Below are 15,480 nucleotides of genomic sequence, written 5' to 3'. Positions count from 1 at the left end.
AAAAGGCGCACGGGGCGTAGCCCTTACAGAATCGGCGACGGCGCGTACGCCGCAGCTTCGGGGTTGGCGTCGACAAGTTTCTGCACCTCGGCGACAACGGCATCGACCTGAGCCGAAGCGGCACCGACAAAAGCAGCCTTGTCGGCCAGGGCCTCGTCGAGTGCATCGCGGTCGAGCGGCAAACGGTCGTCGGCGGCAAGACGATCGAGCAGGTCGGGCTCCTTGCCCTCTTCACGCATCGCCAGCGCAACTGCGACGGCATTCTCCTTGATCGCCTCGTGTGCGGTCTCGCGTCCGACGCCGGCGCGGACGGCGGCCATGAGCACGCGCGTCGTGGCGAGGAACGGCAGATACCTGGTCAGTTCCTTCTCGATGACGGCCGGGTACGCGCCCATCTCGATCAGCACGGTCAGGAAGGTCTCGAACATGCCGTCGATCGCGAAGAACGCGTCCGGGAGCGCGACGCGGCGCACGACGGAGCAGAAGACGTCGCCCTCGTTCCACTGTGCACCCGCAAGCTCAGCTGCCATGGAGCCGTATCCGCGCAGGATCACCTGAAGTCCGTTGACTCGCTCGCACGAGCGGGTGTTCATCTTGTGCGGCATCGCCGAGCTGCCGACCTGGCCGGGCTGGAAGCCTTCGGTGACCAACTCGTGGCCGGCCATCAGGCGGATCGTGTGTGCAAACGACGACGGGCTCGCGCCGACCTGAACGAGCGCGGAGATGACGTCGTGGTCGAGGGAACGCGGGTACACCTGGCCGACGCTGGTCAACACGTGAGCGAATCCGAGGTGCTCCGCAACCTTCGCTTCGAGCTGCTCGAGCTTGGCCGCATCGCCGTCGAGGAGGTCGAGCATGTCCTGAGCGGTCCCCATCGGGCCCTTGATCCCACGAAGCGGGTACCGGTCGATCAGCTGGCGCAGACGCGTCAGTGCAACCAGCAGCTCGTCGGCGGCCGAAGCGAAACGCTTGCCCAAGGTGGTGGCCTGAGCTGCGACGTTGTGCGAGCGGCCGGCCATAACGATGGACGAGTACTCGGCAGCGCGCTCACCCAGACGGGCGGCGACGGCGATGCCGTGGTTGTAGACGTGTTCGAGAGAACGCACGATCTGCAGCTGCTCGACGTTCTCGGTGAGGTCGCGGCTGGTCATGCCCTTGTGGACCTGCTCGTGCCCGGCGAGTGCGTTGAATTCCTCGATGCGTGCCTTCACGTCGTGGCGGGTGACCCGCTCGCGGTCCGCGATGGACTCGAGGTCGACGTTGTCGATGACACGCTCGTAGTCGTCGATGGCGTCGGCCGGAATGTCGATGCCCAGCTCTGCCTGCGCACGCAACACCGCCACCCACAATTGACGCTCGAGCACGATCTTGTACTCGGGAGACCACAGAGCGACGAGCTCCGGGCTGGCGTAGCGGTTGGCAAGGACATTCGGGATGCGGCTCACGAGGCCTCAGTCTAACGGGGGCCAAGCAGTGCCGTTACCCCCGATAGAGACCGAGCTAGACCGGCGGCGCCATCACGTCGATCGATTCCAAGAGCATTCCCCTGGCCAACCCCCGTGGGTCCGGGTCGTACTCCCCCAGAGCCGTGATCATCGCACCGTCGACCATCGCGACAAGACGGCGCAATTGCCCCTCGGGAGCCGACCGGCCCGAGCGTCGAAGCGCATCGGTCAACAGGTCGTCGAGCTGGGCTCGTAGGCGCAACTGCACGTCACGAAGTGCGGGATGACGGGCACACGCGACGAATCGTTCGTAGCGCGAGATCAAACGCTCGCGGCTCTCCGGCCGCTTCTCTTCGTCTCCGAGCAGCAGCTCGACCAACAGTTCGACGGTTGATTCCGCGCCCCGCCGACGTTGGGTCACCGCAGCCACTCTGGCGCGCATCGCTTCCATGTCGGCGTTGCCGTTGAGCTCGACGGCACACGCGATCAGATCGTCGAGTGAGTCGAAGTAATAGGTCGTCGAAGCCAGTGGAAGGTCAGCTCTGGTTGCCACCGCTCGGTGACGAACGGCGTCGAACCCTCCCTCCAGCAAAAGTTCAGCAGCGGACGCCACCAGAGCTTGGCGACGTCGTTCGCCCTTGGGCGTAGCTGCAGAAGACACCACGACATCGTGCCAGCAGAGGGCACCTCCGCATGGCGAAACAGCTCGAAGACCCTGCTGTTTGTTACCCGAGCCACTTCTCGAGGCGGGCCAGTGCCTCCTGGATGTCTGCTGTCGCACCCGCGAACGAGAGTCTGACCATCCGGTTTCCGTGGACGGTGTCGAAATCGATTCCAGGTGCCAGCGCGACCCCGGTATCTGTCAGCAACCGGGCACACCACGCGGTGGCGCCCTCGTCGCCACACAGATGGCCGATGTCCGCGTAGACGTAGAACGCACCGTCGGCGGGAGCCAACTCGGTGATGCCCAGTTTCGGCAACCCGGTCAACAACAGTTCACGATTGACGGCGTACCGCTGAACGTGCCCGTCCAACTCGACCTTCGCCTCGTCCGAGAATGCCTCGACGGCGGCGTACTGAGAGATCGCGGGCGGACACACGGTCATGTTCGACGCGAGTCTCTGCAGCGGGCGCCGAAGATAGGTCGGCACCAACATCCACCCGAGTCGCCAACCCGTCATCGAGAAGTACTTGGACACCGAGCCGATCACGACGGATTCGCGTGAGGTCTCCCAGGCGCTCGACGTGTGCTGATCGCCGTATCCGATGCCGTGGTAGATCTCGTCCGAGATCAGAAGAGTTCCGTGCTGCTCGCACCACGTCGCCAATGCAGCGAGCTCCTCGGGCGAGATCACCGTGCCCGTGGGATTTGCCGGGCTCGCGACGATCAGACCGGCAGGCGGCGACGGCAAAGCCTCGAGCATTTCCACTGTCGGCTGGTATCGAGTTGCCGGCCCGCAGTCGAGTTCGACGACGTTGCAGCCGAGAGCGGCAAGGGTATTGCGGTACGCGGGATATCCGGGTCGAGCAACCACCACGGTGTCGCCCTCGTCGAACGCGGCCAGGAAGAGCAAGGTGAACGCCCCGGACGAACCGGTCGTCACCACCACGTCTTCGGCGTCGACGGCGATTCCCGATCGCTCGCTGTGGTAGCGCGCAATAGCCTCGCGTAGCTGCAGGATCCCGAAAGTCTCGGTATACCCGAGTAGTTCGGTGCCCAGAATCTCTCGCGTCGCACGTAGCACCGGTGCCGGCGCGGGCGTCGACGGTTGACCTGCCGCCAAGGTCAGGACGTCACCATGTGTCCGCTGACGTTCGGTCGCGGCCTTCCATACATCCATGACATGGAAGGTCTGGATATCTGATCGACGAGATTCTGAGCGCACACTCCGACGGTAGTCGAACCGTGGTGCGGCAAGAAACGACGACCACCCATTGTGACGATCCGACAGATTCAGGCGCTCAGCATGAGTCGATTCAACGAGACCTGGGCCACGTCCCTCGCGCAACATTGATCAACGACTTCCTTCGATCAAAAGGTGCATCAGATGAAAGCTCGCTCAGTGCCCACTGCGGCTCTGGTCACGATCGGCGTTCTCACGGTTGCCTCGTGCGGAAGCACCTCTGATCCTGGCGGCAATTCTTCCGGCGACTACGCGAAGGACGGCAGTTTCACCACGATCGTGAACACCGATCCCGGCAACCTTCATCCCCTGATCACCAATCTGACTGCCACGCAGGCGATCAACAGCTATACGAACGACTCGTTGTTGGCCATCGACCCCAAAACCCGCGCAGCGGGCTCGTATCTGGCCGAAAAATGGAGCGAGAACGGAACTTCGCTGAACTTCACCCTCAAAAAGGGGATCACGTGTGAAGACGGCACGACCTTCACTGCCCAGACAGCGGCAAACAACATCAACTGGGTCGTCGACACGACCAACGGCTCGCCGTGGTTGGGAGCATCCGTACCCGAAACTGCGGTAGCAACCGCTGATGGTGACGAGCTCACGATCAAGACAACGGAACCCGCGCCCTTCCTCCTCGAGCGCATCGGCGCTCTCAAGATGGCGTGCCAGGCAGCCCTCGACGACCCTGCCAGTGTTCGAGGCAGCAGCAACGGAACCGGACTGTTCAAGATCACCGAAGTAGTGGCCAACGATCACGTCACGCTCGAACGCCGCGACGGATACAACTGGGGGCCGAACGGCGAAACCACGTCGGACACGCTCGGAGTGCCCAAGACGGTCACGATCAAGGTCGTGACCGACGCCGCGACGACGGCGAATCTCGTCCTCACCGGAACGGTCAACGCGGCCCCGGTTGCCGGCGCGGATATCGAACGTGTGGAAGCTTCAGGCCTCGAGTCGATGACGTCCAACACCCTGAGCGGACAGTTCATCTTCAACCACAATGCGGCTCTCCCCACCAAGGACGAAGCCGTACGCACCGCACTCGTGCAAGCGATCGATCTCGACGATTACACGGACATCAACACCGGTGGCAAAGGCTCACGAGCTACGGCACTGGCAGTAGTCGATCCGCGGGCGTGTGACTTCGACAGCGTCACCGGTGTAGTTCCGAAGTTCGACATGGCCGCTGCGAAAAAGACTCTTGCGGACGCCGGTTGGAAGCCCGGATCCGACGGTGTCCTGACCAAGGACGGTCAAGCGCTGCAATTGACGGTCATCTTTGCCAACTACCGCGACACCACCTCTGCAGCAGCAGAATACGCGATGAAGCAGTGGCAGGAGCTCGGTGCGAAGGTAGAGCTTCGTGGTGGTGACAACAACTTCATCATTTCCAACACATTCGCAGCGAAAGACCTGACGTCATGGTCGATCTCGATCGGACTGACCGTCCAGAGCGATACCCCCAGCATCTTCGTTCCGTACTTCGCCGGCCCCACCCCACCGTCGGGTGTCAACTTCGCATCGATCGACAATCAAAAGTACGCCGAACTGGCGGCGAAGGCCTCGGTTCTGCCCGGGCAGGAATCCTGCTCGGTGTGGAAGGAAGCGGAACAAGCACTGTTCACCTCGTCCGACGTCATTCCGGTGTCCACGTCGCCGAACTTCATGTTCTTCAACGGTGCAACGGCCCTGTATGCACCAGTTGGCGGCACCCTGGCCGGCCCTGGCATTCGCGTTCTGAAATAAGCCGGAAGACAAAGCTTTACGTCTGCATCTATTTCTCCGATTCGAAGGATCTACATGACTGACCGTCCATTTGTTCTCGACGACCTCCACCGTGTGGTCACACCCACTGAGACCTCAATCTCTCCCGACGGCACCGTGGTCGTCTTCGTTCGCTCGGAAATTGTTGCCGGAAAGGCAACTACATCGCTCTGGGCGGTGTCCCGCGATTCCCAGGCTCGCCGCCTCACCGCAGGGCCCGCCGATTCTGCCCCTCGGTTCTCTCCGGACGGAACCTCGATTGCCTTCCTGCGTAAGGTCGGCGACTCCGCGCAGCTGCACCTGATCCCGCTCGCCGGTGGCGAGGCCGAAACTCTCACCACATCAGCATCACTCCCCCTCGGCGCCGGTGCAGCAGCCTGGAGCCCGGACGGAAATGCCATCGCGTTCGCCGCTGTGGTCTCACGCTCGGACTCCGCCGATCCGAAGGCTCCCATCGTCACCGACCGACTCGGATACAAGGTGGACGGTGCCGGTTGGCTCGGCAGCTTCCGTCGCCACCTTCACACCGTCGATCTGGAGACGAAGGCAGTTCGACGGCTCACCGACGGTGATTGGAATGCCGACGTTCCGTCCTGGTCGCCCGACGGCACGGCCCTTGCCTTCACCGCGAATCTCGAACCGGACAGCGATCTGAACCTCACGTTCAGCGCTTACCGCATCCTCGTCGACGATCTGTCGGTTCCCCCGCAGCGACTCGGTCATGCCACCGGAGTGCAGGGCTCCACACTGTGGCATCCGCAGGGAGATTCGGTCGTCGCCATCGGCACTCCCGAGGTCCGTGTCGGAACTGCAGACCTGATCCGGCTGTCCGTCCCCGGCCCAACCGAGACACCGGTCGACGTCACCCTCACAGCTCATCTCGATCGCAACGTGATGCCCGGTGCACCCGGTTACCCCGGCGGCACACCGGCACTGTCGAATACTCGCGACGAAATCGTGTTCTGCCTACGCGATCGTGGATGGACGCATCTGTACGCGGCCGACATCGAAACCGGCACCTCTCGATCCCTCGTCGCCAATCCCAACGAGGTCGTCTCGGCGCTCTCCGTTGCCCGTGACGCCCGCGTCGCCTCCGTCATCGTCACCACGCAGCAGTCCTTCGGCGAGGTCGCACTCGTCGATCTCGACAGCGGCGCGGTCACCACGCTGACGAAATTCACCGCAGAAGCACTCCCCGAGGTGACACTGTTTGCCGCCGAGGAACGCGAGTTCACCATCTCCGACGGCCGCACCGTGCATGGTTGGTTGCTGTCCGCTCCCGAAACCAGTGGTGCCGCACCCCTTCTGCTCGACATTCACGGCGGACCGCACAACGCGTGGACCGGCGTTGCAGATACCTATCACCCCGCCCACCAGGTTCTCGCCGCCCAGGGTTGGCGCATCCTGACCCTCAATCCACGTGGGTCGGACGGGTACGGCGCAGACTTCATGTACGCCGTCAACGGCGCCTGGGGTACCTCCGACCAAGCCGACTTCCTCGAGCCGATCGACGCGCTTGTCGCCGAGGGACTTGTCGACGGGGACCGTCTGGCGATCACCGGGTACAGCTACGGCGGATACAGTACGTGTCACCTGACGTCCGCGACGGATCGTTTTGCCGCTGCGGTTGCCGGCGGGCTGATCTGCGATTTCAACGCCATGGCCGGAGTCTGCGATTTCGGTCCGCACCTCGCGTCACTCGCCACCGGCACGACTGTTCCCGAGAACTCCGCGGGGCTCCTGGCAGCCTCACCGCTCGCCGCCGTGAAGAACGTGGTGACCCCGACGCTGATCCTGCACGGAAAGTCGGACGAGCGGTGCCCGCTGGGTCAGGCCGAGGCCTGGTTCGCCGCACTGCGCCAGCAGCACGTACCCACCCGTCTGGTGGCGTATCCCGGTGCAAGCCACGGGTTCCTCGTCAACGGCTCGATCTCGCACCGAATCGACTACAGCACACGACTCATCGAGTGGGTGAAGCGATACACCTCCGCGAAGCTGCCCAAGACCGGCCTGGCCAACGCGTCTGCCGGAGCCGACGCGTGGAAGCGTTCGCTGGACGTACTGTGTGAGCGTTACGGCGTCACCGGTGCTCAATTCGGTATTCTCACACTCGATTCCAACGGCAAGGAAATCACCCGTACGACGGTGGCTTCCGGCGTGATCAATGCAGACACCGGGGTCGAGGTATCCACCGACTCCCTGTTCCAGATCGGATCCATCACCAAGGTATGGACCGCGATGCTGGTCATGCAGCTTGTCGACGAAGGCTTGCTCGACCTGGACGCAACCGTCCGGTCGATTCTGCCCGATTTCGCACTGCAGGACGAGGAAACAGCTGCCCGCATCACGGTTCGCGCACTTCTGAACCATCGCAACGGAATCGACGGTGACCTGTTCATCGACAAGGGTCGCGGCGACGACGTCGTCGAACGCTACGTCGAGGGCCTGCGTGACTTCCGTCAGGTTCATCCACTCGAAGACGGCTTCGCGTACTCGAACTCCGCGTACGTCCTTGCAGCTCGTATCGTCGAGGTTCTTCGCGGCGGCATCTGGGACGACATCCTCAAGGAGCGGATCATCGATCCGCTCGGCCTCGCGCACACACTCACGTTGACCGGAGATACACCGAGATACTCTGTGGCAGCGGGTCATACGGGGAACTCCGTCGTGATGCCCGTCTGGCCGATCACGCGCTCGATGGGGCCCGCGGGTTGCATCACTGCCAGCATCGGAGATCTACTCACGTTCGCGGAACTCGGTCTTCTCGAAGGACAGAGCGTCGACGGCGTACGGATCGTGTCGGAAAAGTCAGCCGCCGCGATGCGCACACCCGAAATCGACATCAGCGAACTGTTCCCGGACAAGTCGGGTTGGGGCTTGGGCTGGTTCCACGAAACCTGGTCGGGCGAAGAGATTTTCGGGCACGACGGCAGCACCATCGGGCAGCACGCATATCTGCGTATCTTCCCCCGCCACAATGTCGCGATCGCACTGCTGACCAGCGGCGGCAAGGCCGACGGCCTCTACCGTGATCTCTTCACCGAAGCCGCGGCCGCGTTGGTCGGACTCGAACCTCCGCAAGCCCTCGCCCCGAACCCCGCGAGTGTGGAGTCGATTCCGGATTCGGTTCTGGGAAAGTACAGCTCGGGCGGAATAGCAATCGAGTTCCGTCGTGGAGAGTCCGCTGACGAGGCCGTGATCACCGTCATCGGCGACGTAATCCCGAATCCCGAGGAAGACGAAACAGCTCCGAAGAAGCCTGCAACGGTAGCCACTCTCGTACCGTCGCAGATCCCGGGGACCTGGACCACCCGTCAACCCGGGGCCGCCGGTTGGACGACGGTACGGCCGCACCGAGACGGAGTGTACGTCGGATTCCGCTTCCTACCACGGGTTAACGCGTGACGATGACCGATACACATACGATGACGGAAACACAGAACGCCGAAACACAGAACGCCAGCGAACTCGAGGAATCAAAGATGCAAGAACAGCTTCAAGAACTCGTCGATCAGTGGAGGGTCGAGGCAAACATCCCCGGCGTCTCCGTCGGCATCGTGCACGGCGACAAGGACATCGTCGTCACCAGTGGCATCGAGAGCGTCGAAACCCAACTCCCGGTCACCGACAAGACGATGTTCATGATCGGCTCCACCACAAAGGTGTTCGCCGCAACAGCCGCGATGGCACTCGTCGAGGACGGCCTACTCGATCTCGACACCCCGTTGGTCGAGTACGTCCCCGAACTGACCTTCGCCGACGAAACAGCCACGCGCACAGTCACGATGCGTCACCTCCTCACCCACACCGGCGGATTCACCGGCGACGCGGGCCTCTCGGCAGGCTGGGGCGAAGACGCCCTGGGACGCTCGGTTTCACGGCTGAACGAACTGCGACAAGAATTTCCCGTCGGAGAAGTCTTCTCCTACAGCAACTCCGGATTCGTTCTCGCCGGACATGTCGTGGCCAAGATCAGCGGACTGACCTTCGAAGAGCTGGTCAAGCAGCGCGTGCTCGACCCCCTCGAAATGAAGAACTCGGCCTTCCTGCCCTGGGACGTGATGACCCACCGGTTCGCACTCGGTCACTACATCCGCGACGGTGTGCCGTTCGTGTCCAACGAAACCGGGCTGGACCGCGGCATGATCCCTTGCGGCGGAATGTGGTCCTCGGTGCGAGACCAACTCGTCTGGGCACGTTACGCACTGTCTGGCGAACACCCCGGCGAAGGACAGCCGCTCGACGAGTCCACCCGGTTGTTGATGCAGAAGCCGCAGCGTCCCGCCGCGATGATGTTCGAAGAAGTCGGCCTGGGATGGCTGTTGACTCGATACGGAACCACACAGGTAGTCCGGCATGGCGGAAACGTGAGCAACCTCCAGGTCTCCGAGTTCATGACAGTGCCCGAGAAGAACTTCGCCGTCACCGTGCTGACCAACGCCCTCGGCGGCGGAATCGGCAAGAAGATCGTCGACTGGTGCATGGCCAACCTCACTGAACTACCCACGCCGGCATCCCTCGACGTGGTCGAGCCCGAACCCGCTGCCGTCGACGCAGTCCTGGGCAAGTATCAGGCCGGCTCACTGACGATGACCGTCGCCCCCGGTGACGAGGGAATCGGCATCCGGATGGGCAGCGCGCAGGATCTCGGTGAATACGAGGACATCGTCTGGCCGCCGGCAATCCCGATCGCATTCCTCAACGACCGTGACTTCGCTGCGCGCGCCGACACCACCCGGGCGTTGGGACGCTTCGTCACCGACGACACCGGTCGCGCCGTGATGCTCGAATTCGGCGGCCGCACCGCCAAGCGAGTGGCCTGATCCTCTAGACGGGTGACGCGGTCCGAACAAGTGCGATCGAACTCGCCGATCTCACCGGACCGCGTCACCCGTTTGTGCGTCTGTGGGCTGCCGTTCATTGCTCGGTTCTGGCAGAACATCGACTTTGGTGCCAGTGAGAAAGGCGACCAGCGCGACGATCACGATCGTGAAGACAATGCTCACCACCGTCGGCCCGAATCCTAAGCCGCCCTCATCTCGGTCTTGGGTCAACAGGTCACCGATGGACGCTCCCAATGGACGAGTGACAACATAAGCGATCCAAAATGCAAGTACAGCATTGAGTTTCAGGCCGAAGTGCGCGGCGGCCACTACGGCGATCACGACGCCGAACAACACAGCAGACTTCGCATACCCCAGGTCCACCTGTTCGGCAATCAAGTCTCCTGCCGCCGTTCCCAGTGAAAATGTGAACAGGATGGCGAACCAGTAGAACGCTTCGCGCTTCGGCGTGCGAATACTGTGGATGGACAACGTCCGTTCACTGGCAAACCAGATCCCGAACGTAGCGGCCAGGGCAACCGCAAAGACTCCCGTACTCACTTCGAGCGGTACACCGAGATCGTCGGTCAGAATGTCGGTGATGAGCGTTCCGACTACGCTGATCAGAACTACCACCAGCCAATAAATCCACGGTACATACTGTTTCCGCGTGAACTGGATGATCAGCGCGACGACCAAGAACACCGAAGTCAACGCAGCGGTGCCGATCAGTCCGATACCTAGATCCGCGTCGAGTGAATCCGCGGCAGTCTCCCCCACCGTCGTGCCCAGAATCTTGATCAGCCAGAAGTACAGTGTGACCTCTGGGACCTTGCTCGCCATTTCACGCGTGAACGCCATGTCGGCCAGCGTGGCACCTGGTTGTTGAAGGGAAGCTGAGAACGTTCGCCGCGATTGCGCCGGAGAGTACAGACTGGACGCCATGGAGCATCTTGCCTCGTCGATTCTGCACCCGTCCCGGTGGAGCGTGCGCGCGCGGTCGACCGTGGCTTCGACACTCGTGATCGCCTCCTGCCTGGTGATCGCCGGGCTTGCACTGGTTTTCGTGCTGGCAAACTCCCTGCATCTGTCCGCGCTGAACAGCTCCGACGCTCGCGCCACGCAATTGGTCCAGCAGCTCAACGGAAAAAACCCGGCCGATCTCGACCCTTCGCTTCTGTCCACAGACAGTCAGATCGGAATCGTCCAGATCGTCGACGCCGATCACCGAATAGTCGCCCAATCACCTGGAACCGACAGCGACCTCCTGTCCGAACGTTTTCTCGGCCCTGACGAGTCGGACGCTCTCGGAAGGGTCAAGAAGTCCGACGACGAGGACTACTGGCTGATCGGGCGAGGCGCTCAGACGGCGACCGGACCAGTCACCGTCTTCGTCGGCGCCGACCGCGAACCGGTTGAAACCGTGGTGACGACCGTTGCCGTTCTGCTGGCCATCGTCGGACCTCTGGTCCTGGGGCTGGCAGCGTTTGCCACCTACCGCCTCGTCGGTTCGGCCCTCGCTCCCGTCGAACGCATCCGCGCTCGGGTAGCATCGATTTCGAGTGGGCGTCAAGGTGAACGAGTGCCTGTCCCGTCAGGGAACGACGAGATAGCCCGACTGGCAACAACAATGAACGACATGCTGGCGCGCCTCGACGAAGGTGCGCTGGCCCAGCAACGATTTGTCAGCGATGCCTCACACGAGTTACGCAGTCCGCTGTCCACGATCACGACGGCCCTCGAACTGGCACACCGACGCCCGGATCTCCTCGACGACGCGTTGATCGAAGACGCACTACTTCCCGAGGCGCGCCGAATGCGGCAGTTGATCGAAGACCTGTTGATTCTCGCGCGCTCGGACGAAAGCGAACTCGAAAAGTTCGGCATCGTCGTCGACGTCGACCTCGATGACATCTTGTTCGCCGAGCAGAAAAGGATCGACGGTATCTCCGCAGTTACGGTCGCCGCTGCCGTGGCTCCGGTTCGGGTCTCCGGAGACCCGAGAGCATTGACGCGGATGGTGCGAAACCTCGTGGACAATGCAGTGCGGCATGCGGAGACCCTCGTGTATCTCGAGTGCTCCGAAGCCGGAAACGAAGCCCACATCGTGATCGAGGACGACGGGCCCGGAATCCCTGCAGCAGAACGCGAACGAATCTTCGGACGCTTCGTCCGCCTGGACCAGCCGCGGTCGAGGCAGGGAGGCGGGTCCGGACTTGGACTCGCCATCGCGTCGGAAATAGTTGCGGCGCACCACGGAACCATTTCCGTCAGCGAGAGGGCGGGCGGTGGAAGTCGATTCGAGGTGACGATTCCGGTACCGAACGACTGACGATCAGGCAGTGCCGACAAAGCGGTACCCGACGCCTCGGACCGTTTCGATGCTCTGAGTTCCGAACGGGAGGTCGAGCTTCTTACGAAGGTAACCGATATACACCTCGACGATGTTCTCGTCACCTTCGTAGTTGGTGTCCCAGACAGAGCGAACGATCTCGGTCTTCGTGACCACCACACCATTGTTGCGCATCAAGAATTCGAGAACGCTGTACTCCCTTGGCGTCAGGGTCAATTCGATTCCCGCTCTGCTCACCTGATGTTTGGCCGGGTCGAGGGACAGGTCTCCAACGGAGAGTATCGCCGGACGTTGTGGAGCGCCGCGACGCACCAGTGCGCGCAGCCGAGCGAGAAGCACGACAAACGAGAATGGCTTGACCAGGTAGTCGTCGGCGCCGAGATCGAATGCATCAGCCAGGTCGTATTCGCCGTCCTTTGCCGAGAGCATGAGGATCGGCGTCCAGATCTCCCGGGCGCGTAGATCCCGCACGATGTCGTACCCGTGTTTGCCCGGCAACATGATGTCGAGAACGATCACGTCGAATTCGTCACTGCACGCAGTCGCGAATCCGTCGTCACCGTTGAGTTCGACCGCGGTCACGAATCCCTCGGCCACCAATCCCCGCCGGATCGTCTCGGCCAGGCGCACTTCGTCTTCGACCACCAGTACTCGCACCACCGGCCCCGTTTCGTCGCCACGCAGTTGTTCGGATGCACCCAGTAGAGCAGACGGTAGACCCAGAGCCGAGTTCCGTTCAGCGTTTCTTCAGCTTCGGCTCGTCACACTGCATTCATGCCTGCAACTGTGTCGACCGTGCGAAACGTGGTCACCGAAGTCCTGACCGAGAGCACCACCGCAGAGATCGCGGTTGCCGCAATCGTGGCGGCCGCAGCTCTGTGCGCGTTCGGTTCGATCTACCGAGCTTCCAGCGTTCGGTCTACAGCCCTTCGCACGTGCGGACTCGTGCTTGCACTGGTGACGCTGTCGATCCAGGTGTATGGAAGCGGGTGGTTGACGAGCTTCGACGGGCCGGTGACCGACTGGATGGTCGATCATCGGAGCGGCGCCCTGAACCAGATCGCGGTCGCCGTCACAGATCTCGGTAGCCCTGTCGCCACCGCGCTACTCGGGATCACCTGCGGAGTGCTCATCTCATGGCGAGCGCGTTCGGTCGTTCCGGGCTTGATCGTGATCGGAACCGTTGGCGGGGCGGCGGTCGCCAGCACGGTAATCAAAGCGCTCGTCGGTCGCGAACGTCCGCCGACCAACATCCAGGTTCTTCTCGAGACCGGCCACTCGTTCCCCTCCGGTCACGTGACGGGCACAGCAGCGCTGTTCGGCATTGCCGTTCTCGTTGTGAGCGTCGACCGAACAGCGGCCGTCAAACGCCTTCTGATGCTCCTCGCCGTGACGGTCACCGTCGTCGTCGCGCTGACTCGCCTCTACTTGGGTGCGCACTGGCTCACCGACGTCATCGCCGGAGCCATTCTCGCGACGCTTGCCGTCACGGTGGGTGGAGCCCTCTTCCGATTCGTCGGCACTCACAACCAAGCTGAATCGACTACTGCTGCAATGCGCTCTGCAGAACCTTCAGCACTTCACGAGCCGCAGTCGGCCCGGTATTGAGGTAGAAGACGTCGTCGTCAACAGCGACGGTTTGGTTGGCGACCACACCACGTAACTGCGCCCACAACGGCGCGTTCGTCAATGTCGCCGGGTCCCCGCCCTGCACGCCGTAGAAGATCCAGTCGGCGTCCGCCACGTTCAACTCTTCTTCACTGATGTCTCGGGAAGTGTCGTCGAACTGCTGCGACTGCGGACGGGTCAAGCCGGCATCCTCGGCGATACTGCCGGTGAACGAAGGAATACCGAAGATGCGCAGACGATTTCCGTTCTGGCGCGTGAACGACACCGTCGGCGGCGACGAGAGGGAAGCACCGAGGGCCGCGGCATCGGTATTGAAGGTATCCAGCAGTGCCGCCGCCTGCTGCGTCTTACCTACCCCGTCGGCAACCAGCAGGAAGTCCTGCTTCCAGTAGACGCCGGTTCCCTGTGTTGCCACCGTGGGTGCGATGGCGGAAAGCTGGTCGTACAGCGAATCAGCGTCCTTTCCTGCAACATTCATCAAGATCAGGTCAGGATCGAGCGTGACGATCGCTTCGAAATTCGGTGTGAAGCGTCCACCTGCGTCAACGACATCACTTAGCTGAGTACGGAATTCGGGGTACGCAGACAACAAGTACGGAGGCACCAGGTCCGCACCGTCACCACGCGTCGAACCTGCGGGCACGACACCGAGCGACAGGAGTGCATCTGCTTGCCCGGTCGAGATGACGACAACCTTTTCGGGCTGCGATTCGATCGTGGTGTCCCCTTTGAAGTGTGAGACGGTACGAGGGAACTCGCCGTCCGACTTTCCGCTCCCCATTCCAACCGGGACTTCTCGCGGAGCGACAAACGCAGAGTCCGCCGGAGCTGACGCACTGATCTCGGCATCTGTGGGCGACGCGTCCTCGCTCGAGCAGCCACTGAGAGCTGCCACCAATGTCAGTGCGCCGATCAGCATTACACTGCGTGACTTCTTTCGAAAATTCATGATCGTGTCCCGTACGTCGTGAAGCATGACAGCTTCATCTTCCGTCATGGTTAGGTGACCCTACCCTTTGAAGAACTGTAAACTATATCTGTGTCAGATACAGTTCCAGGGCGTGGATCACACGGGGTCGATCGCTACTCTGATCACGTGCCCACCGCGGAAGAAGCATCGAGATCACTCATCGCTGCGGCGTTCGAATTGCGTCGAGCGCTGCGGGAATACATGGCTACGTCAGGCACCGACGCGACTTTGCCCGAGGCACAATCCGAAGTACTTCACGATGTCGCACAACACCCGGGCACTCGCATCGGGGCTGTCGCCGACCGTCTCTCCAGACGCCCGAACACCGTCAGCACACTGGTGCGCACACTCTCCGACAAAGATCTGATCGAGCGACGGCCCGATCCCACGGACGGCCGAGTGAGCACACTTTTCGTGAAGGACGAGCGAAGCGCGCGACGAGACCGTCGATCCGAACTACGCATCGGCGTTCTCGCCGAAGAATTGGCGTCCCTCGACGAGGGCGACCTCGACACATTGTCCGCTGCCATCGACATCCTCGACCGGGTCAATCGATCATTGCGAGATCACGCACCGCGGTGAC

The 15,480-nt window shown here is 62.2% G+C and carries 12 protein-coding genes; 6 read left to right on the top strand and 6 right to left on the bottom strand.

Going from position 1 to position 15,480, the window contains the following annotated elements:
* Nucleotides 1-23: 23 nt before the first annotated feature.
* The 3 genes from purB to A0W34_RS04915 form a co-directional block, all read right to left on the bottom strand.
* Nucleotides 24-1,445, bottom strand: coding sequence for an adenylosuccinate lyase (purB, locus tag A0W34_RS04925; protein ID WP_081557404.1), 1,422 nt, complete (start codon nt 1,443-1,445; stop codon nt 24-26).
* 55 nt (nt 1,446-1,500) lie between these two features.
* Nucleotides 1,501-2,106 (bottom strand): TetR/AcrR family transcriptional regulator, encoded by a 606-nt coding sequence (locus A0W34_RS04920; RefSeq protein WP_003945736.1) that lies wholly within the window; start codon nt 2,104-2,106, stop codon nt 1,501-1,503.
* Between the two features lie 64 nt (nt 2,107-2,170).
* A complete protein-coding gene (locus A0W34_RS04915; RefSeq protein ID WP_037132442.1) occupies nt 2,171-3,331 on the bottom strand; it encodes a pyridoxal phosphate-dependent aminotransferase in 1,161 nt (386 codons plus the stop codon).
* Between the two features lie 162 nt (nt 3,332-3,493).
* Here A0W34_RS04915 and A0W34_RS04910 point away from each other — a divergent pair, with 162 nt between their 5' ends.
* Genes A0W34_RS04910 through A0W34_RS04900 form a run of 3 tightly spaced genes read left to right on the top strand, consistent with a single transcriptional unit; the run spans nt 3,494 to nt 9,945 of the window.
* Complete coding sequence (locus A0W34_RS04910) at nt 3,494-5,104, top strand: ABC transporter substrate-binding protein (protein ID WP_042452661.1); 1,611 nt, start codon at nt 3,494-3,496, stop codon at nt 5,102-5,104.
* Nucleotides 5,105-5,158: 54 nt separating this feature from the next.
* On the top strand, nt 5,159-8,527 hold the full coding sequence (locus tag A0W34_RS04905; protein ID WP_081557403.1) for a serine hydrolase: 3,369 nt from the start codon (nt 5,159-5,161) through the stop codon (nt 8,525-8,527).
* A 20-nt stretch (nt 8,528-8,547) separates the two neighbouring features.
* Complete coding sequence (locus A0W34_RS04900; RefSeq protein ID WP_007734413.1) at nt 8,548-9,945, top strand: serine hydrolase domain-containing protein; 1,398 nt, start codon at nt 8,548-8,550, stop codon at nt 9,943-9,945.
* Nucleotides 9,946-9,996: 51 nt separating this feature from the next.
* On the opposite strand, the gene A0W34_RS04895 is transcribed toward A0W34_RS04900, so the two are convergent.
* Nucleotides 9,997-10,806, bottom strand: coding sequence for a COG4705 family protein (locus A0W34_RS04895; RefSeq protein ID WP_064688689.1), 810 nt, complete (start codon nt 10,804-10,806; stop codon nt 9,997-9,999).
* Between the two features lie 82 nt (nt 10,807-10,888).
* On the opposite strand from A0W34_RS04895, the gene A0W34_RS04890 reads away from it, so the two are divergent.
* Nucleotides 10,889-12,277, top strand: a complete 1,389-nt coding sequence (locus tag A0W34_RS04890) for a sensor histidine kinase (RefSeq protein ID WP_081557402.1) — start codon at nt 10,889-10,891, stop codon at nt 12,275-12,277.
* Between the two features lie 3 nt (nt 12,278-12,280).
* On the opposite strand, the gene A0W34_RS04885 is transcribed toward A0W34_RS04890, so the two are convergent.
* Nucleotides 12,281-12,955 carry a response regulator transcription factor gene (locus A0W34_RS04885; RefSeq protein WP_037132434.1) on the bottom strand — a complete coding sequence of 225 codons (675 nt, stop codon included), beginning with the start codon at nt 12,953-12,955 and terminating at the stop codon, nt 12,281-12,283.
* A 117-nt stretch (nt 12,956-13,072) separates the two neighbouring features.
* Here A0W34_RS04885 and A0W34_RS04880 point away from each other — a divergent pair, with 117 nt between their 5' ends.
* Entirely contained in the window at nt 13,073-13,906 is an 834-nt protein-coding gene (locus tag A0W34_RS04880; RefSeq protein WP_232329984.1) for a phosphatase PAP2 family protein, read from the top strand.
* Here the strand turns inward: A0W34_RS04880 and A0W34_RS04875 are convergent.
* On the bottom strand, nt 13,842-14,924 hold the full coding sequence (locus tag A0W34_RS04875) for an ABC transporter substrate-binding protein (protein ID WP_232329983.1): 1,083 nt from the start codon (nt 14,922-14,924) through the stop codon (nt 13,842-13,844). The genes A0W34_RS04880 and A0W34_RS04875 overlap by 65 nt on opposite strands.
* Nucleotides 14,925-15,023: 99 nt before the next feature.
* Here A0W34_RS04875 and A0W34_RS04870 point away from each other — a divergent pair, with 99 nt between their 5' ends.
* Nucleotides 15,024-15,479, top strand: a complete 456-nt coding sequence (locus A0W34_RS04870) for a MarR family winged helix-turn-helix transcriptional regulator (protein ID WP_047269576.1) — start codon at nt 15,024-15,026, stop codon at nt 15,477-15,479.
* Nucleotide 15,480: the final 1 nt, after the last annotated feature.

The organism is Rhodococcus sp. BH4 (assembly GCF_002079265.1).
In the GTDB taxonomy this organism is placed as follows: domain Bacteria; phylum Actinomycetota; class Actinomycetes; order Mycobacteriales; family Mycobacteriaceae; genus Rhodococcus_F; species Rhodococcus_F qingshengii.
Note: the sequence above shows the minus strand (reverse complement) of the source record. Positions and strands in the feature narration are given on the sequence as shown.

Bases quoted from the DNA above. Each gene is read 5' to 3' on its own strand.
- A0W34_RS04910 (WP_042452661.1), top strand. From the start codon at position 3,494: ATGAAAGCTCGCTCAGTGCCCACTGCGGCTCTGGTCACGATCGGCGTT.
- A0W34_RS04900 (WP_007734413.1), top strand. From the start codon at position 8,548: ATGACGGAAACACAGAACGCCGAAACACAGAACGCCAGCGAACTCGAG.
- A0W34_RS04890 (WP_081557402.1), top strand. From the start codon at position 10,889: ATGGAGCATCTTGCCTCGTCGATTCTGCACCCGTCCCGGTGGAGCGTG.
- A0W34_RS04880 (WP_232329984.1), top strand. From the start codon at position 13,073: ATGCCTGCAACTGTGTCGACCGTGCGAAACGTGGTCACCGAAGTCCTG.
- A0W34_RS04905 (WP_081557403.1), top strand. From the start codon at position 5,159: ATGACTGACCGTCCATTTGTTCTCGACGACCTCCACCGTGTGGTCACA.
- A0W34_RS04875 (WP_232329983.1), bottom strand. From the start codon at position 14,924: ATGACGGAAGATGAAGCTGTCATGCTTCACGACGTACGGGACACGATC.
- A0W34_RS04895 (WP_064688689.1), bottom strand. From the start codon at position 10,806: ATGGCGTTCACGCGTGAAATGGCGAGCAAGGTCCCAGAGGTCACACTG.